Raw genomic sequence first — 16,891 nt, forward strand, 5'->3', positions numbered from 1 at the left:
ATCCGTACCGGGCGGTACGGAATGTACGACGCTTCTCCGGAAGGGGGAACCCACCTCGGGCCCGGACCGCGACCATCGGTCTCGGACCGCGACGGCCGCAACTCACGCCGCGCGCACCGGCGGTCGCCACGACAGCACCGAGTCCAACGGCCGCAGCGGCGCGTCCGGGGCCAGCCGACCGGCCACCCGCAGCAGCGTGTCGCGCAGCGCGACCGCGCCGCGGTTCTCCCACTGGGCCATCGCGCCGAGCTTGCGCGACTTGCGGACCACCTCGGCGGTCCGGGCCGCCCGGCGCGCGGTGTGCGTCGGCAGCGCGTCGACCACCTGATCGGCGGTCAACCCCGCGAGTACGTCGGCCAGTTCGATCGCGTCCTCCAACGCCTGGTTGCCGCCCTGGCCGAGGTTGGGCGTCATCGGGTGCGCGGCGTCGCCGATCAGTACGACCCGGCCGGCATGGTGGGCCGGCAGCGGTTCGGCCATCTCGTGCACGTCCAGGTGCAGGATCCGGTCGGTGGGCGTGGCGGCGATCAGTTGCGCGATGGGCGCGTGGAAGTCCCGGTACAGCCGCAGCAGTTCGGCCCGTTCGTCGTGGTGCTCGGTACCCTCCGGGCGGTTGGCCGTTGCGTACCAGTAGGTCCGGCCGTCGGCCAACGGCATCGTGCCGAAGACCAGGCCGCGCCCCCACGTCTCGCCCGGGACGCCGCCCGGTTCGGACACGATCGCCCGCCACGTGGTGAACCCGGCGTACCGAGGTCCCGGGTGCGCGGGGAAGAGCGCGCCGCGGATCGGCGATCGGATCCCGTCGGCGCCGACCACCAGATCGGCGGTCAGCGTGCCGGTGGTCGTGGTCACCTCGGCCCGCCGATTCCGATCGCCAGGCTCGACGCCGAGTACGGTCGTCCCGGTACGCAGGGTGTCCGCCGGCAGCCCCGCGAGCAGCACCCGCATCAGGTCGGCCCGCGCCGCGACCACCATCGGCTCGCCGAACCGGGCGACGAACGCCTCACTGCTGGTGGGCGCGAGTACCCGACCGTCGGGCCGGCGCAACTCCGCCGCACCCTTGATGGCGGCCAGCCCACGCAGCGGCCCGCCCGCCCCGATCCGGTCGAGGGCGCGCAGCCCGTTCGGCGCGACGACGATCGCGGCGCCGATCGGTTCGAGGGTGGCGCTGCGTTCCAGGACCCGGACGGACCAGCCGGCCCGGTGGAGCGCGGTGGCGGCGGCGAGCCCGCCGGGGCCGGCGCCGACGACGATCGCTTCGGGGGCGGTGGGCTCGGTGGGCGTGGTGCCCTCGGTGGGCTTGGCGCTCTCGGTGGGCTCGGTGGGCTTGGTGGGCTTGGTGACGGACATGGCTCTCCCCAAGGTTTCGAATCCTGCCGATTCCGACTTCCACTCCTGCCGACGTCCACTACAGATGTAGAGGTCGGCCGAACGATCGTGACTCTACACCTGTAGTGGCTGTCCGCTCTACAGGTGTAGCGAGATCGCTAGGCTGCTCCCATGACCACCGCCAACCGCAACACCAGTCCCGGCGTCGGCTCCGGCCCCGGCGTCGGTCCCCGCAGCAGCCGTAGCAATCCCGATCGCCTGCTCCTGATCGGCGACACCGCGATCCGTCTGCTCGTCGAGCGCGGCATGCGTGGCCTGACCCATCGCGCCGTGGACGAGGCCGCCGGGCTGCCGCCCGGGTCGACCTCCTACTACGCGCGCACGCGCGTCGCGCTCCTGGAGGTCGCGCTGGCCCGGATGACCGCACTGGAGGCGGGGGAGTTCGGACCCGTGTTGGCCGAGGGCGGCGAGCCGGCCGCCGTACTGCCGGGGGCTGCGGCCGACCTGGCGGACCTGGGCGACTTGGATGACCTGGCCGATCTGATCGCGGAGATCGTGAGCGTTGCGATCAGGGACGGGCGTGACCAGAAGATCGCCCGCTACGAACTGGCCCTGGAGGCGACCCGGCGTCCCGAGCTGCGCGGGGTGTACGACGGGGCCGGTGTCGCGTTCCGCTCGGCGGCGGTCGCGATGTTGGCCGGGCTCGGCTCGCCCGAGCCCGAGCGGCACGGGCGTTTCCTGATCGCGTGGTGCGAGGGGGTGATGTTCGACTCGATCGCCGGCGCGGGGTGGGCGACGCCGCCCTCGCGTGCGGAGATCCGTACCGGGGTGGCCGAACTCCTGGCCGGCATGCTGGGCGATTCGGCCCTACGGCCCTCCGGGAAAAGCCCCAACGAGTGACATGGGCGACTCACCCGATCGTTCCCGACCCCCTTGGTCAAAAGTCGTTTCATCCTGACTTAGTCTGTTCGCTTGTGAGTAATGAGCACGTGCGCCAAAGGGGCGATAGGCACCACCGGGTCGGGGAGTCGCACTACCTGCCGGAGCCCGATCTCAAGGACAAGGGGCTGAACCGAAATTCCATCGGTCTGCTGGGGAGTGTGGTCGTCGCCATCTCCACGGTGGCGCCGGTGTACACCCTCACCGGTGCGCTGGGCCCCACGGTCAACAAGGTCGGCACGCACGCTCCGGCGATCTTCCTGGTCGGCTTCATCCCGATGTTGCTCGTCGCCTTCGCGTACCGCGAGCTCAGCAAGGCCGTGCCGGACGCCGGTACCTCGTTCACCTGGACGGTCAAGGCCTTCGGCCCGCGCGTGGGTTGGATGTGTGGCTGGGGCCTGGTGATGGCCACGGTCATCGTGCTGTCCAACCTGGCCGGGATCGGCACGTCGTTCTTCTATCTCGCGCTCGGCGAGGGGTTCAGCAGCGACTGGGTGAAGAACCTGGACGACAACAAGTGGGTGCACGTCCCCACGTGTCTCGTCTTCATCGCGATCGCCACCGCGATCAGCTATCGCGGGATGACGGTGACCAAGCGGGTCCAGTACGTGCTGGTCGCGCTCCAACTCGCGGTGCTCGCACTGTTCATCGTGATGGCGATCGGCAAGGCCTCGGCCGGCGATGTGCCGACCTCGATCTCGTTCTCGCTGGATTGGTTCAACCCGTTCGCGATCGGCAGTTTCGCCGCGCTGACGGCGGGATTGTCGTTGTCCATCTTCATGTATTGGGGTTGGGACACCGCACTGAGCATCAACGAGGAGACCGCCGGCGGGCCCAAGGTCCCCGGGCGGGCCGCGATCATCTCGGTTCTGTTCATCGTGGTGGCCTACCTGATGACCGGCGTGGCCACGCTGATGTACGCGGGCACCGGGACCACCGGACTCGGCCTGAACAACGAGGAAGAGGACAACATCTTCGCGAAGTTGGCCAATCCGGTGATGGGTTCGCACCTGGGCATCCTGATGTTCATCGCGGTACTGGCCAGTTCGGTGGCCAGCTTGCAGACCACGTTCATCCCGGTGGCGCGGACGTTGTTGTCGATGAGCGCGTACGAGGCGGTGCCGAAGGTGTTCTCGCGCGTACATCCGCGGTTCAAGACACCGGGCTTCGCGACTGTTACGGCGGGTGTCGCGACCGGCGTGTTCTATACGGTGATGACGATCCTCTCGCAGAACGTGCTCACCGACACGATCTACGCGCTCGGCCTGATGATCTGCTTCTACTACTCGCTGACCGCGTTTTCCTGCGTGTGGTATTTCCGCAAGGATCTCTCGCGTGATTTCCGCGAGTTGCTGGTGAAGGGCATCATGCCGGCGCTCGGCGGGCTGATGCTGGGGACCATCTTCATAAAGACGCTGATCGACGTGGCCGACCCGAACTACGGCGCCGGCAACAAGGTCGCGGGGGTGGGCAGCGTGTTCATCATCGGCGTGGGGTTGTTGGTGCTGGGCGCGGTGTTGATGGAGATCCGCCGGATCGTGAGCCCGGCGTTCTTCCGCGGCGAGATCCTCAAGCGGGACACGCCGGTGCTGGTGCCGGAGGAGGACTGAGCGAGCGAGTCGGAGATGGAACGGGACCGGGTGAGCGGGTGACCTGGGGTGACCCGGGTGACCCGGTGACCCGGTGAGCGGGTGGGCCGGTAAGCGGGTGGGCCGGTTCGGCCCACCCGCTCTTTTCGCGCGCACGTCAGCGCGTCGGCGGCACCGGAATGCCGGAGGCCCGAAACCCGCACTCTCCGCACTGAAACAGATCCGGGCCTTCCGCCTTCCAGTCGTGCGGAGTGTCGTCCCAGTGCTCGAAGGAATTCTTCCAGTCCTTGCGAGGCGGATTGCTTCGCCGCCGAGGTTCCCGCGTGTCGCCCCTCGACGCCACCGGCTTCTCGCCCATCACATCTCCACCTTCCGCGTGCTGTGCCCGATTCCGATTATCGAGGCGAAAGCGCAGCTTGACGCCGACATCACGCCAACTTCGCCCGGTTGACGCCGAATCGGCTTCTCCGGCGGCGGCGGCGGCGGTGGCGGTGGCAGCGGCGGCGGGCGGGCCGGCCGGCACCGGCTCGGGAGGGAAGACCTGCGGGGCGAGCCGGCGGTCTATCGCTGGAGTTGCAGCGGCCGGCCCCGGTACCGCGGGAGTTGAGGCCGTAGTGCCACCGCCGGGTTGAGGCTCGTCGCGGCCAAGCATTCTAGGTTGGTGGCCACGCCGGGTCGGACGACCGGCACCGGCACCGACACCGGCACCGGCAACCGGCCCAGCGCGACAGGGAGTCGGCCGAGGTCGGGCATCACGGGGCTGCGGTTCGCGATCGAACCGACGGTCAGGCGTGCTCGGCAATCTCGCAACGTTGACCAGGGCTCACAAAACGCTTGCACCCGGCGCCACCGGTTCATCAACAACGACCGGCGGAAGCGCCGTCACCATCCGAGTCACTCTCGTATTGGGGGAGAACGCACATGGCATCGAAGACACTCACGAAAGCGCTGTTGGGAACCCTCACAGCCGCCGCCCTCAGCATCGGCACCCTCGCCGGCGCGACCACGGCCGGCGCCGCACCTGCCGCCGAGCAGGTCCCCACCGCCCGGAGCGTCAGCATCCAGGCCGTCAACAACCTCGGCCTGAACACCGGCGAAGGCAAGCGCGTTCAGTGCTTCGTGCGTAGCGCCGGATACGACCCCGGCACGATCGACGGCCGGCTCGGCTCCAACAGCTGGAAGGCATGGCAGAGTTTCCTCAACGATGGCGGCTACGGCGCCGGAGCCGTCGACGGTTCTGTCGGCCCCAACACCATCCGCGCCCTCCAGCGCTACCTCGTCGCCCTCGGCTCCGACACGGGCGGCATCGACGGCGTCGCGGGACGCAAGACCAGGGCCGCCTGGAAGGGGCTTGCCAACGCCCGCGACTGGTGCAACCAGTAGTTCGCTTTTGACGGCTCAGGGCTTGAGCCACCGGAGGATGGCCACGACGCGGAGTGCCGCCTGGTAGTGGTCGGTGGCGGGTTTGTCGGCCCGCGTGGTGATGCCGCGCGAGTGTTCGAGCCCGGTTGGATGCAGTTGCGCTTGACCGTGTCGCGTGACGGGTGGGCGTCGCGGTCCGGGCGGCGCGGCCGGCCTCCGTGCCGGTTGCGCCGCCTCCGGCGCGGGTGCCGGTTGGCGAGGACGGTGTCGGGGCGTGCCTGCGGTTTGCCGACCGCACACGGGACCCGGATGGCGGGCGTCACGGGGGCGTCCGGCGTCGGTGCGGGCCTGGGCAGCGCTCGCGCCCCGGCTCCGCCTGGCGGGACCCAGCCTTGTTCGACGCGGGGTGTTCATACGGTGGCGCCGAGTTGTTCGGGGTCGAGGCCGGCGGCGAGCAGTGAGTCCCGGAGCATGCGGTACAGGGTCGCGGCCTGGGGGAGTGTCAGGTGCCAGGTCTCGGCGGCGAGTTGGGGTCGGCCGGTCGGGTCGCCGAAGCTGTACAGGGCTCGCAGGGTGATCGGCCGGGTGGGGTCGGCCGGTTCGTGGTCGGCGTCCAGCGTGTGGGTGTGCGGTACGAACGGGCGGAACGTCGGATGTGGTCGGAACGGCGGGTGCTGCGGGGTGAGTTGGGGGAGACTCACGACGGCTCCCCGGTGGCGGACATGTGCTTGAGGCCCAACGGGACCAGGATTTCGAACTCGTACGGTCGTACGACGGCCCAGTGCGCCGTCTCGCCGGCCTCGGAGCCGACGGGGCCGGTGGCGGCGGCCTCCAGGAGTACGGCGAACTTGGCCGGGCTCAGGTGGGGTGCGGCGTCGCCGAGTACGGTCGTCAGGCCCCGGTTGTAGTGGGTGACCGCTTCGCGGAGTGCGGGGTAGGTGAGCCGATGGTGCCCGAGTCGGGAGACCACGTCGGCCAGGTTCGCCCCGAACGGCCCGTGGGAGGGGGCGACTCCGCAGCCGAGCAGCCATGGGTCGCCGGTTTCGGCGTCGATGCGGACATGGCCCGGTTCCATCGACCACACCACCGTTGCCGCCGGCGAGGAGATGGCTGCGTCGACGCGGCTCGCGGGGATCAACGACCGGTACGGATGCCCGCCCGGGAGGCGCGCGGCCCGGTCGAGGCCGGCGCGGCGCTGATCGGCGAACACCGCCAACTCCTCGACGAATTCGCCCGATTGACCGAGAACGGCGGTCCTTCCTCCGGCAGCCGCGATCGGCTCGAACTCGAACGCGCGGTGAAAGGCGCCATCGAGGCGACCGATGCCCTCGGCGGTCAGGTTGAGGGTGGTGGGGCCCACGGGCAGGGTGGGCGCGGCGGTTTCCCACGCCAAAGGCGCCAGGCTGCCCAACCAGTCCTCGCCGTACGCGGAGGACACCTTCGCCACGTTCACCCCTTCGGGGTGGGCGACCCGGGCCCAGTCACGAAGTCGGGGGAGTAGGGCGATGGTTCGGGCCAGCGGCGACTTCCTCGCCGCCGGGACGTTGCTTCGGCCGGACGTCTGCGGTGAGTCGGGTTGGTGCATCACTTACTCCAGGCGGTTCGGTGGTCGAGAGAAGGGGCGAACGCCACGGCCTTGCTCATGGGTCGTGGCGCTCGCCTTTGCCGCCCACCTCTAGCGAAGGCGGACGACCACCCCGGCCCGCGCGTGGTCGACGCCACGGGAGGGGCCGGGTGGTGGGCGGTGCGTCCCCTCCCGGGTCGATCGCACCGCCCACGCTCAGAAGTGACGTACAGTCAGGACAGGTACGGGGAGCGGGAGTTGGGGTTCACCAGGTACTCCACCGGCGGAGCTGCCCGCTCCACGGTGACCTTGGCCGTCACCGCGTTCCACGTGGGACAGCCGCAAGGGCTTCGTTCATCCGATATCGGGCGAAGGAGAACCTCGTTCCCCCGAAACCCCTCCACATACCCGGACTGCCCGGCATCCGGATCGAACACCCGGGCGCCATAGTCCACTTGCCTGCTCTTTGACGAACGGGTCATGCCGCATCCAGGACGGCTCTGAACACCTGTTGTCCCGGAGTGCGTTCCTCGCACGAGAACGTCCGGACGAGGTTCCGCACGATCACCAGACCGCGCCCGCTCTCGGCATCCGGGTCCACGTCGCCGAACTCGGGTAGCACGAACCCGGTTTGGGGGACGACGACTTCCAGCTCAAGTTCGGCCAAGTGCCTGCGCCAACAGATCCGCACCAGCACACGCTGCTCGCCGACAAGCCCCGCGTGCTCGAACGCGTTGGTGAGGAGCTCGGCTATCACGAGGACAAGATCGCCACCGTCCACCCGCCAGTTCCGACAGGCCACCAGGGCGCAGGCGCGAGCCCGCTCCACCGGGCGATATTCCCCCGGGGCCAGGTTCAGGAGGCACGCCGTCCACGCGTAGAGGGTGGGGCGAACGAGACAAACGGAAGCGTCGGAAGGCACAGCTATCCCCTTGAGGTTGGGGGCGTGGCTCAACGATCTTGCTTGCGTTCCGTGATGAAACCGGAGCGCACCGTGCTGGTAGAAGTTATGACAGAGGACTCACCGCAATGCAAGTCCTCGATGCGAAACTCTCCCGTTTCTAGGCAAGGGGTCGCCCGAACCGCCAAACTGTGCGCGGGAACCCAACTCTGGGAGGTACGAGTCTTGGCAGTGCGAACGCTCCGCAGGCTGCGCGTCGGGAGGGAACTCCGGGCCCTACGCCGAGCTTGCGGGCTCAACCTCGAAGAGGCAGCGAAGTTGTTCGGCCGCAGCGACGGCAGTCTGAGCAAGATCGAGAACGGGCAACAACGGGTCTTCCCTCGGGACTTGCACGCCTTCTTCGCCGTGTACAACGTCACGGACGAGGATCGCAAGAATGAACTCATGGAGCTGGCGAGCCGAAGCCTGCAACCGGCGTATCCGGCCCAGTACGGAGAGGTCGTACGCCCCTCGTTCGCCGACTACTTGGCCCTGGAACAGGACGCGGTCTCGATCATGTACTGGGGCGAGACCATCCCGGGCTTGTTCCAGACCCGGGACTATGCCATCCAGGTCGTGGAGTCGGGCCAGATCTGGCAAGAACGCAAGCAGGTCGAGAAGTTCGTTGATCTGAGGCTCGAACGCCAAACGGTCCTTACCCGCGTGGATCCTGCGCCTCCGAAGATTCACATCGTGATGGGTGAACGGGCCCTGCTACAGCGGCAGGGCAACGAACCGGCGGTTCACCGCAAGCAACTCGAACACCTCGTAACCACAGCCGGGTTGCCCAACGTTTCCCTTCAGGTCCTGCCGTTCACAGCGGGGCCGCATCCCGGCGACAATGGGCCCTTCACCACGATGACGTTTGCTCAGGACGAACCCCCTGTCGCCGTGGTTGGCATGCTGATGTCGGCGATCTTCTTCGAGGAGCCGTCGTCGTACCAGCGCTATGAGGCCGCCGGAGAACAGCTCCGGATGGCAGCGCTCTCTCCACGGGAGTCGCTGGCAAAAATCACAACGATCATTGAGGAACTGGCATGACCACCATCCCCCAGGCAACATCAGGCTGGACCAAGAGCACTCGGAGCGACAACGCGGACAACTGTGTCGAGACGCGGTGGCACGGCGACGCGGCCATGGCTGTCCGCGACAGCAAGCGGGGCGAGGGCAGTCCCGTCCACATGTTCGGCGCCTCTGCTTGGACTGCGCTGCTGACGTCGCTCAAGGGCTGACGGGTTCATCGACTCGCAAGCGAGGACGCCCCCGAGTCGCGGTGGGCGTCCTCGCTACGCCGCCATGGTCGTGGGTTGGTACTCATCCCGATGCGCCACATGGGCATCATCCGTCGCTGTACGTCGTAGACGTGGAGACTGGTGAGGCCGACCCGATCGCCGGCTTCGACCAGGGTGCGTGGGCCGCGTTCGTCGAGGCCGTCAAGTCCTGACGTCACCAGCGCGGGTTCCCAAGGGGAATCGAAGGAAGGGTGAGATTTGTGAAGGCACGCGACATCGAACTGCACTGGCGTAAGGCCACTGCCAGCGAGGGAACGAACAACTGCGTCGAGAGCGCATCTCGCGCCGGGCAGGCTCTCGTTCGCGACACCAAGGACCGCGATCGTGGCATGCTCACGTTCGGTTCGGCCTCTTGGGCGGCCATGGCTGCCGCGCTTCAGGGCTGAGTTGTTGCTGACTCTCTGAAGCCAGAGGCCGCCCTTCGGGATGTGAGGGGCGGCCTCTTGCATCCCCGGAGCGGCGGCAGGCGAAGGATCCGGCCGTTCGCTGCGGCTTCGTGAACACCTGCTGGTCACAGATGAGTTGACCGACTACTCGTTGTTGAACCCCATCGGGGGCAGCGTCGATGCGGGAAGGCTTCCGAATGTCGCCCTCCAAGTCCTACCGTTCACTGCTGGTCCGCACGTCGGAGACAAGGGCCAGTTCACCTGCATGGACTTCAGCGGTGAGCCCCCCGTCGTGGTCATCGAATCGTTGCACTCGGCGTTGTGCCTCGAAGGTCCCGACGTTGCTGCCCAGTACGCGGAGGGCGGAGAACAACTGCGCATGACGGCACTCTCACCACGTCAAACGGCAGTCACGATCCGCAGCATCATGGAATCAGAGTGGACAACATGAACAAGACCAAGGCATCTGACGAATGGACCACCAGCTCCTACAGCAACAACGGCGCGAACTGCGTTGAGACGCGCCGATCGGCGAGCGTCGCAATGGCCGTGCGCGACAGCAAGCTGGGCGAGGCTGGCTCGATCGCCGGCTTCGATCAGGGCGCGTGGGCCGCGTTCATCGAGACCGTCAAGTCCTGACGTCAAACCAGCGCGGTGCCCCAAGGGGAATCGAAGGAAGGGTGAGCTTGTGAAGGCACACGACACCGAACTGCACTGGCGCAAGGCCATTGCCAGCGAGGGATCCAACAACTGCGTCGAGAGCGCATCTCGCGCTGGGCAGGCTCTCGTTCGCGACACCAAGGACCGCGATCGTGGCATGCTCACGTTCGGTTCGGCCTCTTGGGCGGCCATGACTGCCACGCTCCAGGGCTGAGTTGTGGCCAACTCTCTGAAGCCAGAGGCCGCCGGCTGGACCAAGAGCACTCGGAGCGACAACGCGGACAACTGTGTCGAGACGCGGTGGCATGGTGATACGGCCATGGCTGTCCGCGACAGCAAGCGGGGCGAGGGCAGTCCCGTCCACATGTTCGGCGCCTCTGCTTGGACTGCGCTGGTGACGTCGCTCAAGGGCTGACGAGTTCATCGGCGGGTCGGGTTGAAGACGAACGGTCCGATGGCGAGGTCGCCCCAGGCCGTGCGGTGGTGTTGGCCCTACCGCTGGACCTACGACGGCAGCCCACTCAAAGCCGCATGAACCCCCGAAGGATCAACGCGGCGCTGCACCAGTGCTGCGGACGCGTGTGTTCGGAGCAATATTCGAGGGCTCCAGGATCAGCGCTCGCTCTGGTGTTTGAGGCTGGTCTTGGCTGTGTTGCGGATCCGGTTGGTGCGGCCGGCTTCGGCGAGGAGCTCGAGGGCTGTGGTGTTCGACGCTGATGCTGTTTTGAGTTGGAGCCAGTCGGACGAGTCGTGCAGGGCGTCCGGACTCCACGGTTGTCGCAGTGTGATGGCTCGGAAGAAGGACCAGTCGTGCAGGCGCCGGGTGAGGCGCGGATAGCGCGTCGTGGCCTGGGTCATCTTCTCGACCCACGGTTCGTAGGCGGGTTCGGGGTGGAGGTCAGCGGCTCGGCGGTCCAGGTGACGCAGGACGGCGGACTGGGCCATCTCCTGGACCGGGTCGGTGAGGACTTCGGCGACCAGGCCGACCTCGTCGGCCTCCGCGACCTGTTCGAGCTCGCGCAGGTAGTCCCAGAAGCGGAGGTGCTCGGCCGGTTCTTCCTGCGTTGGGTCGTCGTGGTTCATGCGGCCTGGTCCAGCCGTTCGATCAGGATGCCGTTCTCGAACGTGGCACCGGCGCGGACGAGGGTGACCAGGTGGGCGCCGGTGATCGCGCGCCGGCAGGCCTGGGTGGATTCGGCGAGATTTACACCATCGCGAGCGCGGCGGCCGGGCTGCCGGCACCGCGGGTGACCTCGGTACGGAGCTTGTCGCCGACAACCAGTTCGGGGTCGCGCATGCCGCGCCGGCGGCAGTCGCGCAGCAGGTCCGCCCATGACTCCTTGGACTCGCGCAAGCCCTCGGCCAAGGCGACGAACTCCTTGGTGCCGTCCGGTCGGACCCCGAGCAGGACCAGCACACACGAGTGCGCCTGGCCGAGCCGGACCTTCAGGTGCACGCCGTCCGACCACACGCCTGCCCCTCCATCCGGGAGGGCGAATCGAGGTTGCGGATCAGGGCCATGCCGAGGGTGAGTAGGGCTCCGGCACCCGGACCCTGTACGGCACGGGAGGCGATCAGCGCCGTCATGGAGAGTCGGCCGCCCCGCAGGCGAGCGAGGCGACCGGGAACACCGCGAGTCCGCCGAGTAGTATCTGGCGGCCTTACACGTCGGAGAAGCGGCCGTAGACCGGGGCGCTGACAGATGATCAGAAGGTCGAACTGTGGTTCCTTGCAGGCAAGTTGATCGAGTGCGCCTACCCGGCCGAGGACGCAGACATCGTGCGCTCCACGTTTGACGATTCCACTGACTCTCTGAAGCCCGAGGTCGCTCTTCGGGGCGGCCTTTTGCGTCCCCGAAGCGGCGGAGGCAGGCGAAGACCGGTGGGTTGCTGCCGGCTATGCGATCACCTGGTAGCGCCGCATATGCGTTCGTGATCATGTCGCCGGGCCGAGTTCCCGCCCGGCGACGGAGCCGCATTGCGGAGGGTCGCGCTCATCATCGGGAAGCCGTTGCAAGCCCGTGGCGCGGTGGACGACCCCACGAGAGACATTCGCCGGGAACATCCCCTGGCGCGCGCCGCCCACATGACCTGCCCGCGCCCCATGGACGGAGCGCGGGCAGGCCGGGGGTTGTCCGTGTGCCGCTATGTCGGAATACGGCTTTGCTATCGGTTCCGGGAACCGCCGGTCGGTTCCGGTATCCGGCCGATGAGGTCGACGTGCTCCTGACTGCTCCGCACGGTGATCTTCTGCTGGGGGTAACGATTCGCCAGATCTCGCCGGGCCGCGTCCAGGTCTCCAACGACCGAAACGGTCAACTCCCCGGATGCGTCGCTTACATCGGCAACCTTGTACGTACTGCTGCGCATCTCGGCGATGGCGATCTGCAAGGATGTGATCTGCTCGCGCTTGGCCCCCTCGGGACCGCTGCCGCTTCCCTGGTCGGCACCGGCGCATCCTGCGAGCAGAAGTGCCAGGACAGCACCGCAGAAGAGGGCTGGACTACCGGAATTCCCGATTCCGGGCGACGATCGCACCGATGCACCTTCTCTCAAGTGGCGATGACCACGCCGAAATCCGAGAGTACCCGTCGAATAGCGATGTACGCAACGCCCTCGTAGCAGATGGTCTCGCCGGCCGTTCCTTCCCCCCAGACCGGGCAGACCACATAATTCCCATCGGAAGCACTGATGATTCCCCGCGCCTCCATGTTCCCGCCATACGTCCCGTCGGGACTGGCGACGATCGGACCGCCGCTGTCGCCCTGGGCAATGGCAATATCTGTCGGATAAATCCGCTTGGCGAGGATCGCCGGGCCGCGAGTCACGCCGTCCTCTCCCTTGAATACCGTATTATCGTTGTAGACCTTCAAATTGCATCGAACGCCGGACATTGCCCCGGAAGCACAGACGAAGTCGCCGTTGTTGTTGTAGTTCGCCCCCACGACGTGCTTCGCGTACCCTGCCGAGTCGTCCCAGGGGCCGTCGTAGTAGTAGGGGCCGACCGTTCCATTCTGCACGCCAATGACAGATATATCGCGATCTGCTCGACTGGCCACCACCGAACCGATGAGAATGTTGTTTCCGTTGGCGTACCAGCCCGAAGCGCCACAGTGCGCTGCCGTCAAGATCACCGGCGCCCCGCCCCGCCACCCGGTGAAGCCGGTGGTGCAGAACCCGCCCCCTTGAGGGTGGAGTTGGCCTCCGGCCCGCCAAGGAGATTGGTCATAGGCCCGTGTGGTGTCCTTCGGCTTCGGCTTCACGTATGCCTGGACTGGCACCCCGGCGATGCCTTCGACCTTCAAGGCCACGTCTCGGGAGATGGCCACGGTATCGGCCGACGCGAGTTGCGCCGCAGTTGCCCGCGGCTCGAAGCCGACCGATAGACCCGCGCCTTCCGGAAGGATTGAGATGGAGTGCCAGTCGGCAACGGCCTCGAGTGCCGCCTGATTGCCTTGGCCGGAAACCAGACGCTGCCGGCCCGCTTCGAGTTCGGCTGCCGAGAATCGAGCCGAATGAAGCTTGACTGTGATTCCCCGAGGGGGATCGGCGAGAATCGCCGTGACCACTCCGGGAGGGGCGCCCTTCCAGTAGACATCCAGCGTGGCTTTTTCCGCATCGAGGACCAGCCCGGCATATCCGGGTATCCGGTATCGCTCGGCCTCGTCCACACCGGCGATCCGATTGGCTAGTTCCTTGAGAACCGGCTGACGCAACAATGCTTCTTCGCTGACTTCGGCCGGCTTCGGCATCGAAGTCGAAGACTCGGGGACGCCGAGCCCGGGCTTTGCGGCGCCGGTTATGCATGTCGCCAGTAATAAAGCGGCTGTGATTGACCCCGCAACTGATCTGACTCGCATATTGTGGAATCCTTCCGAAGGGATGAAATCAGCCGCCCGGCTTACTCCGGATGACATGCTCGTGACCCTAATAGTCATCCTGAAAACAAAGTCAACATCTGGTTGGATCGACCGAATTCACCTCGGAACTGGCCAAATTCGACCGGCCACAACACGGTCGAATGCCGCTTCCGTGCTGCGTGATCTTGTCTGTCGGCCCCAACGCCATCCGCGCCCTCCCGCGCTACCTCGTCGCCCTCGGCGCCGACGCCGATCACCGGAGGCATCTTCGGCGTCGCCGGGCCCGAGACCAGGGCAGCCTGCAAAGGCATTGCCAACGCCCGCGACTGGTGCAATCAGTAGGCCGCGTTTGATGGCTCAGGGCTTGAGCCACCGGAAGATGGTCGCGACGCGGAGTGCCGCCTGGTAGTGGTCGGTGGCGGGTTTGTCGGCCCGCGTGGTGATGCCGAGCCAGTGTTCGAGCCCGGTTGGATGCAGGCTTGACCGTGTCGCGTGACGGGTGGGCGTCGCGGTCCGGGCGGCGCGGCCGACCTCCGCCCCGGTCGCGCCGCTTGCGGTGCGGTGCCGGTTGGCGGCTTGGGCGGCGAGGACGGCGTCGGGGCGCACCTGCGGTCGGCCGACCGCACACGGGACTTGGATCGTGGGCATCACGGGGGCGTCGGGCTTCGGCCTGGGCGGCGCTCGCGCGCCGGTTCCGCCTGGCGGGCTCCGGCTTTGTGTGCGGGTGTTCATGCGGTGGCCTGGGGGAGCGTCAGGTGTCGGGCCTCGGTGGCGAGTTGGGGTCGGCCCGTTCGTACCGCACACCCACACCCTCGACGCCGACCACGAACCGGCCGACCCCACCCGGCCGATCACCCTGCGAGCCCTGTACACCTTCGGCGACCCGACCGGCCGACCCCAATTCGCCGCCGAGACCCGGCACCTGACACTCCCCCAGGCCGCGACCCTGTACCGCAGGCTCCGGGACTCACTGCTTGCCGCCGGCCTCGGCGCCACCGTATGAACACCCCGCGTCGAACAAGGGCCGAGTCCGCCAGGCGAAGCCGGCGTGCGAGCAGGTGTGCCCCGACCGACCCGACGCGGCGCCGGTGTTACGGAGCAGGGCTCTGCGCGGTGGCGAGCGCCTGGATGTGGGCGGGGACGACGCAGGCCTGACGGGCGAGCAGGTCCGCGAACGTGGTGGTCAGCGGGTCCGGCCTGGTGCGGGTATAGGCGGTCAGGGTGCGGCGGACCGGCGGGTCCGGCAGTCGCAGCAGGCCGTCGAAGTCCGACGGGACGATGTTGGCCGGGACCAGGGCTGGACCGAGCCCGGCGGCGGCGAGCAGCGGTGCGGCCGAGGTCTGCTCGGCGTGAACGGCCGTCTGCGGTTGGAATCCCGCCTGGCGGCAGACCTGGTCGAGCAGGTCGGCGAGCCCGTTACCGGGGGCGTAGCGCACCCAGGCGCGGTCGGCGAGTGCCCCCAGTGCCAGCGGCTCGGCCGGGGTGTCCGCAAGCGGGTCGTCGCTCGGCAGGACGATGACGAACTCCTCGATGCCCAGGTCGCGCACGGGCCCCTCCCAGCCGGCGGGCGAGGGGCCGATGGCCAAGTCGGCCTGCCCTGCCGCCATTGCGGCCTGGAGTTGGTCGGCGTGCGGATACTCGCGCAGCCGGATCCGCACGCCCGGGTGCCGTCGGCGCCAGGCCCGCAGGACGGGCGGCAGGATGCCCAGGCTGACCGAGTAGACGGTCGCGACTTCCAGCTCGCCGCCCTCCAGTCCGGCCGCCCGCCGCGCCGCGGTGTGCAGGCGCTCGCTCTCGGCAAGTGCGGCTCGGGCGTGCGGCAGCACCGCGCGGCCCATCGGAGTGGGCCTGATCGCGCGCGGCAGGCGTTCCAACAGCGGTCCGCCGAGCGAACTCTCCAACGCCCGGATCTGGTGGGACAGTGCCGGCTGCGTCACGTGCAGCAGTTCGGCCGCCTGCGTGAACGAGCCGGTGTCGACCACGGTGACCAGGTATTCGAGCTGCCTCAGCGTTGCCATGAATAGATTTTATCGCAATGAGAGAAAACAAGCCTTGGACTCATGGGTTGGCGTCGGGAGAGAGTCGGGACAAGCCCACCACCTCTCCCTGGGAGTTCGACATGACAACCTCCGCCGATCTCACCGGACAGCGCCTGGTCATCATCGGCGCCGGCTCACGCACCGGCCGCCTGCTGGCCCGGACCGCCTCGGCGGCCGGTGCCGACCTGGTACTCGCCGGCCCCGACCCGCGCAGGCTCGAATGGACCGCCGGCGAGCTGGCCGGACCGGCCGAGGTGGTCCCGGTCGACCTCGCCGACGAAGCCTCGATCGCCACCCTCGCCAAGCAGGTCGGCGGCTTCCATCACCTGGTCTCGACCGCCGCGATGCCCGCCAACGGCCCGCTCGCCGAACTCGAACTCGCCGACGTGCAGCGCGCCTTCGCCGCCAAGGTGATCGGCCCGCTGCTGCTCGCCAAGCACCTGGCCGGCCAGGTCCGCGAGGGCGGCTCGTTCACCTTCTTCTCCGGCGTGGCCGCCTGGCGCCCCGCCCCGGCCCGGACCGTGATGGCCACCACCAACGGGGCATTGGCGTTCCTGGTCCAGGCCCTCGCGGTGGAGATCGCCCCGGTGCGCGTCAACGCCGTCTCCCCGGGCATCGTCGACACCGGCTCCTGGGACGGACTCGGCGCCGGCAAGGAGGCATTCCTGCGCACCATCGCCGAGCGCAACCCGGCCCGTCGGGTGGGCACCCCGGACGACCTGATCAAGGCGGTCCTGTTCGCCGTCACCAGCCCTTACGTCACCGGCACCGTGCTGCACGTCGACGGCGGCGGCCGACTCGTCTGAAAATGGCGGCGGCACTCGAGTCGGCTCGACGGCTGCCGGGTCGGATCAGTACGTCGACGAAACCGGCGGACCCGCCGGAACGCGGTAGATGACGTCCGGCACATCGCTTGATCGGGGCTCTGGCGC

General features: G+C 68.0%; 22 protein-coding genes and 1 pseudogene. 12 read left to right on the plus strand and 11 right to left on the minus strand.

Annotated features, from left to right (window positions below):
- Nucleotides 1-102: 102 nt before the first annotated feature.
- Nucleotides 103-1,350 (minus strand): FAD-dependent monooxygenase, encoded by a 1,248-nt coding sequence (locus ABIA38_RS20220; RefSeq protein WP_424640111.1) that lies wholly within the window; start codon nucleotides 1,348-1,350, stop codon nucleotides 103-105.
- Nucleotides 1,351-1,500: 150 nt separating this feature from the next.
- On the opposite strand from ABIA38_RS20220, the gene ABIA38_RS20225 reads away from it, so the two are divergent.
- The 3 genes from ABIA38_RS20225 (at nucleotide 1,501) to ABIA38_RS20235 (ending at nucleotide 5,240) form a co-directional block, all read left to right on the plus strand.
- Entirely contained in the window at nucleotides 1,501-2,229 is a 729-nt protein-coding gene (locus ABIA38_RS20225) for a TetR/AcrR family transcriptional regulator (RefSeq protein WP_424640112.1), read from the plus strand.
- A gap of 137 nt (nucleotides 2,230-2,366) precedes the next feature.
- The gene (locus ABIA38_RS20230) at nucleotides 2,367-3,878 is read left to right on the plus strand and encodes an APC family permease (protein WP_424640331.1); all 1,512 of its coding nucleotides are present in this window, start codon (nucleotides 2,367-2,369) and stop codon (nucleotides 3,876-3,878) included.
- 900 nt (nucleotides 3,879-4,778) lie between these two features.
- Nucleotides 4,779-5,240 carry a peptidoglycan-binding domain-containing protein gene (locus tag ABIA38_RS20235; protein ID WP_424640113.1) on the plus strand — a complete coding sequence of 154 codons (462 nt, stop codon included), beginning with the start codon at nucleotides 4,779-4,781 and terminating at the stop codon, nucleotides 5,238-5,240.
- Between the two features lie 389 nt (nucleotides 5,241-5,629).
- Here ABIA38_RS20235 and ABIA38_RS20240 read toward each other — a convergent pair whose 3' ends face one another.
- The 3 genes from ABIA38_RS20240 to ABIA38_RS20250 form a co-directional block, all read right to left on the minus strand.
- On the minus strand, nucleotides 5,630-5,920 hold the full coding sequence (locus ABIA38_RS20240) for a hypothetical protein (RefSeq protein WP_424640114.1): 291 nt from the start codon (nucleotides 5,918-5,920) through the stop codon (nucleotides 5,630-5,632).
- Nucleotides 5,917-6,804, minus strand: a complete 888-nt coding sequence (locus ABIA38_RS20245) for a hypothetical protein (RefSeq protein ID WP_424640115.1) — start codon at nucleotides 6,802-6,804, stop codon at nucleotides 5,917-5,919. The genes ABIA38_RS20240 and ABIA38_RS20245 overlap by 4 nt, the downstream gene beginning before the upstream one ends.
- 457 nt (nucleotides 6,805-7,261) lie before the next feature.
- Nucleotides 7,262-7,705 (minus strand): ATP-binding protein, encoded by a 444-nt coding sequence (locus ABIA38_RS20250; protein ID WP_424640116.1) that lies wholly within the window; start codon nucleotides 7,703-7,705, stop codon nucleotides 7,262-7,264.
- Nucleotides 7,706-7,915: 210 nt separating this feature from the next.
- Here ABIA38_RS20250 and ABIA38_RS20255 point away from each other — a divergent pair, with 210 nt between their 5' ends.
- Together ABIA38_RS20255 and ABIA38_RS20260 are read left to right on the plus strand one after the other, a co-directional pair.
- Nucleotides 7,916-8,764: a helix-turn-helix domain-containing protein gene (locus tag ABIA38_RS20255; RefSeq protein ID WP_424640332.1), complete on the plus strand. Its 849-nt coding sequence runs from the start codon at nucleotides 7,916-7,918 to the stop codon at nucleotides 8,762-8,764.
- Nucleotides 8,761-8,955, plus strand: a complete 195-nt coding sequence (locus tag ABIA38_RS20260) for a DUF397 domain-containing protein (protein WP_424640117.1) — start codon at nucleotides 8,761-8,763, stop codon at nucleotides 8,953-8,955. The genes ABIA38_RS20255 and ABIA38_RS20260 overlap by 4 nt, the downstream gene beginning before the upstream one ends.
- Before the next feature lie 5 nt (nucleotides 8,956-8,960).
- Here ABIA38_RS20260 and ABIA38_RS20265 read toward each other — a convergent pair whose 3' ends face one another.
- The gene (locus ABIA38_RS20265) at nucleotides 8,961-9,173 is read right to left on the minus strand and encodes a hypothetical protein (RefSeq protein ID WP_424640118.1); all 213 of its coding nucleotides are present in this window, start codon (nucleotides 9,171-9,173) and stop codon (nucleotides 8,961-8,963) included.
- 42 nt (nucleotides 9,174-9,215) lie between these two features.
- Between ABIA38_RS20265 and ABIA38_RS20270 the strand changes: the two genes are divergently transcribed.
- The 5 genes from ABIA38_RS20270 to ABIA38_RS20290 all read left to right on the plus strand — a co-directional run bounded on the left by ABIA38_RS20270 (nucleotide 9,216) and on the right by ABIA38_RS20290 (nucleotide 10,476).
- On the plus strand, nucleotides 9,216-9,401 hold the full coding sequence (locus ABIA38_RS20270; RefSeq protein WP_424640119.1) for a DUF397 domain-containing protein: 186 nt from the start codon (nucleotides 9,216-9,218) through the stop codon (nucleotides 9,399-9,401).
- A 136-nt stretch (nucleotides 9,402-9,537) separates the two neighbouring features.
- Nucleotides 9,538-9,852, plus strand: coding sequence for a Scr1 family TA system antitoxin-like transcriptional regulator (locus tag ABIA38_RS20275; protein WP_424640120.1), 315 nt, complete (start codon nucleotides 9,538-9,540; stop codon nucleotides 9,850-9,852).
- Nucleotides 9,849-10,040, plus strand: coding sequence for a DUF397 domain-containing protein (locus ABIA38_RS20280; protein WP_424640121.1), 192 nt, complete (start codon nucleotides 9,849-9,851; stop codon nucleotides 10,038-10,040). Before ABIA38_RS20275 ends, ABIA38_RS20280 begins: the two co-directional genes overlap by 4 nt.
- A 49-nt stretch (nucleotides 10,041-10,089) precedes the next feature.
- The gene (locus ABIA38_RS20285) at nucleotides 10,090-10,275 is read left to right on the plus strand and encodes a DUF397 domain-containing protein (protein ID WP_424640122.1); all 186 of its coding nucleotides are present in this window, start codon (nucleotides 10,090-10,092) and stop codon (nucleotides 10,273-10,275) included.
- 3 nt (nucleotides 10,276-10,278) lie between these two features.
- Complete coding sequence (locus ABIA38_RS20290) at nucleotides 10,279-10,476, plus strand: DUF397 domain-containing protein (RefSeq protein WP_424640123.1); 198 nt, start codon at nucleotides 10,279-10,281, stop codon at nucleotides 10,474-10,476.
- A gap of 197 nt (nucleotides 10,477-10,673) precedes the next feature.
- On the opposite strand, the gene ABIA38_RS20295 is transcribed toward ABIA38_RS20290, so the two are convergent.
- From ABIA38_RS20295 to ABIA38_RS20315, 5 genes and pseudogenes are all read right to left on the minus strand, one after another.
- Nucleotides 10,674-11,144: a hypothetical protein gene (locus tag ABIA38_RS20295; protein ID WP_424640124.1), complete on the minus strand. Its 471-nt coding sequence runs from the start codon at nucleotides 11,142-11,144 to the stop codon at nucleotides 10,674-10,676.
- Nucleotides 11,141-11,532 (minus strand): annotated as a pseudogene (locus ABIA38_RS20300) (transposase); the annotation flags it as partial. The pseudogene ABIA38_RS20300 and the gene ABIA38_RS20295, both read right to left, overlap by 4 nt.
- Before the next feature lie 694 nt (nucleotides 11,533-12,226).
- Nucleotides 12,227-12,598: a hypothetical protein gene (locus tag ABIA38_RS20305; protein WP_424640125.1), complete on the minus strand. Its 372-nt coding sequence runs from the start codon at nucleotides 12,596-12,598 to the stop codon at nucleotides 12,227-12,229.
- A gap of 14 nt (nucleotides 12,599-12,612) precedes the next feature.
- Nucleotides 12,613-13,812 carry a S1 family peptidase gene (locus tag ABIA38_RS20310; RefSeq protein WP_424640126.1) on the minus strand — a complete coding sequence of 400 codons (1,200 nt, stop codon included), beginning with the start codon at nucleotides 13,810-13,812 and terminating at the stop codon, nucleotides 12,613-12,615.
- A 465-nt stretch (nucleotides 13,813-14,277) separates the two neighbouring features.
- Nucleotides 14,278-14,568 (minus strand): hypothetical protein, encoded by a 291-nt coding sequence (locus tag ABIA38_RS20315; RefSeq protein ID WP_424640127.1) that lies wholly within the window; start codon nucleotides 14,566-14,568, stop codon nucleotides 14,278-14,280.
- A gap of 82 nt (nucleotides 14,569-14,650) precedes the next feature.
- Here ABIA38_RS20315 and ABIA38_RS20320 point away from each other — a divergent pair, with 82 nt between their 5' ends.
- Nucleotides 14,651-14,923 (plus strand): hypothetical protein, encoded by a 273-nt coding sequence (locus tag ABIA38_RS20320; protein WP_424640128.1) that lies wholly within the window; start codon nucleotides 14,651-14,653, stop codon nucleotides 14,921-14,923.
- Nucleotides 14,924-15,011: 88 nt separating this feature from the next.
- Here ABIA38_RS20320 and ABIA38_RS20325 read toward each other — a convergent pair whose 3' ends face one another.
- Nucleotides 15,012-15,938 carry a LysR family transcriptional regulator gene (locus tag ABIA38_RS20325; RefSeq protein WP_424640129.1) on the minus strand — a complete coding sequence of 309 codons (927 nt, stop codon included), beginning with the start codon at nucleotides 15,936-15,938 and terminating at the stop codon, nucleotides 15,012-15,014.
- Between the two features lie 101 nt (nucleotides 15,939-16,039).
- Between ABIA38_RS20325 and ABIA38_RS20330 the strand changes: the two genes are divergently transcribed.
- Nucleotides 16,040-16,765: an SDR family oxidoreductase gene (locus tag ABIA38_RS20330; RefSeq protein ID WP_424640130.1), complete on the plus strand. Its 726-nt coding sequence runs from the start codon at nucleotides 16,040-16,042 to the stop codon at nucleotides 16,763-16,765.
- Nucleotides 16,766-16,891: the final 126 nt, after the last annotated feature.

Origin of the sequence: Embleya sp. AB8 (assembly GCF_049739465.1) — a bacterium.
Lineage (GTDB): Bacteria > Actinomycetota > Actinomycetes > Streptomycetales > Streptomycetaceae > Embleya.

What these genes read in the sequence shown, in the direction of transcription:
- ABIA38_RS20220 (WP_424640111.1), bottom strand. Translation starts at nt 1,350, where the DNA reads ATGTCCGTCACCAAGCCCACCAAGCCCACCGAGCCCACCGAGAGCGCC.
- ABIA38_RS20225 (WP_424640112.1), top strand. Translation starts at nt 1,501, where the DNA reads ATGACCACCGCCAACCGCAACACCAGTCCCGGCGTCGGCTCCGGCCCC.
- ABIA38_RS20235 (WP_424640113.1), top strand. Translation starts at nt 4,779, where the DNA reads ATGGCATCGAAGACACTCACGAAAGCGCTGTTGGGAACCCTCACAGCC.
- ABIA38_RS20245 (WP_424640115.1), bottom strand. Translation starts at nt 6,804, where the DNA reads ATGCACCAACCCGACTCACCGCAGACGTCCGGCCGAAGCAACGTCCCG.
- ABIA38_RS20260 (WP_424640117.1), top strand. Translation starts at nt 8,761, where the DNA reads ATGACCACCATCCCCCAGGCAACATCAGGCTGGACCAAGAGCACTCGG.
- ABIA38_RS20280 (WP_424640121.1), top strand. Translation starts at nt 9,849, where the DNA reads ATGAACAAGACCAAGGCATCTGACGAATGGACCACCAGCTCCTACAGC.
- ABIA38_RS20295 (WP_424640124.1), bottom strand. Translation starts at nt 11,144, where the DNA reads ATGAACCACGACGACCCAACGCAGGAAGAACCGGCCGAGCACCTCCGC.
- ABIA38_RS20310 (WP_424640126.1), bottom strand. Translation starts at nt 13,812, where the DNA reads ATGCCGAAGCCGGCCGAAGTCAGCGAAGAAGCATTGTTGCGTCAGCCG.
- ABIA38_RS20315 (WP_424640127.1), bottom strand. Translation starts at nt 14,568, where the DNA reads ATGCCCACGATCCAAGTCCCGTGTGCGGTCGGCCGACCGCAGGTGCGC.
- ABIA38_RS20320 (WP_424640128.1), top strand. Translation starts at nt 14,651, where the DNA reads ATGCGGTGGCCTGGGGGAGCGTCAGGTGTCGGGCCTCGGTGGCGAGTT.
- ABIA38_RS20325 (WP_424640129.1), bottom strand. Translation starts at nt 15,938, where the DNA reads ATGGCAACGCTGAGGCAGCTCGAATACCTGGTCACCGTGGTCGACACC.
- ABIA38_RS20330 (WP_424640130.1), top strand. Translation starts at nt 16,040, where the DNA reads ATGACAACCTCCGCCGATCTCACCGGACAGCGCCTGGTCATCATCGGC.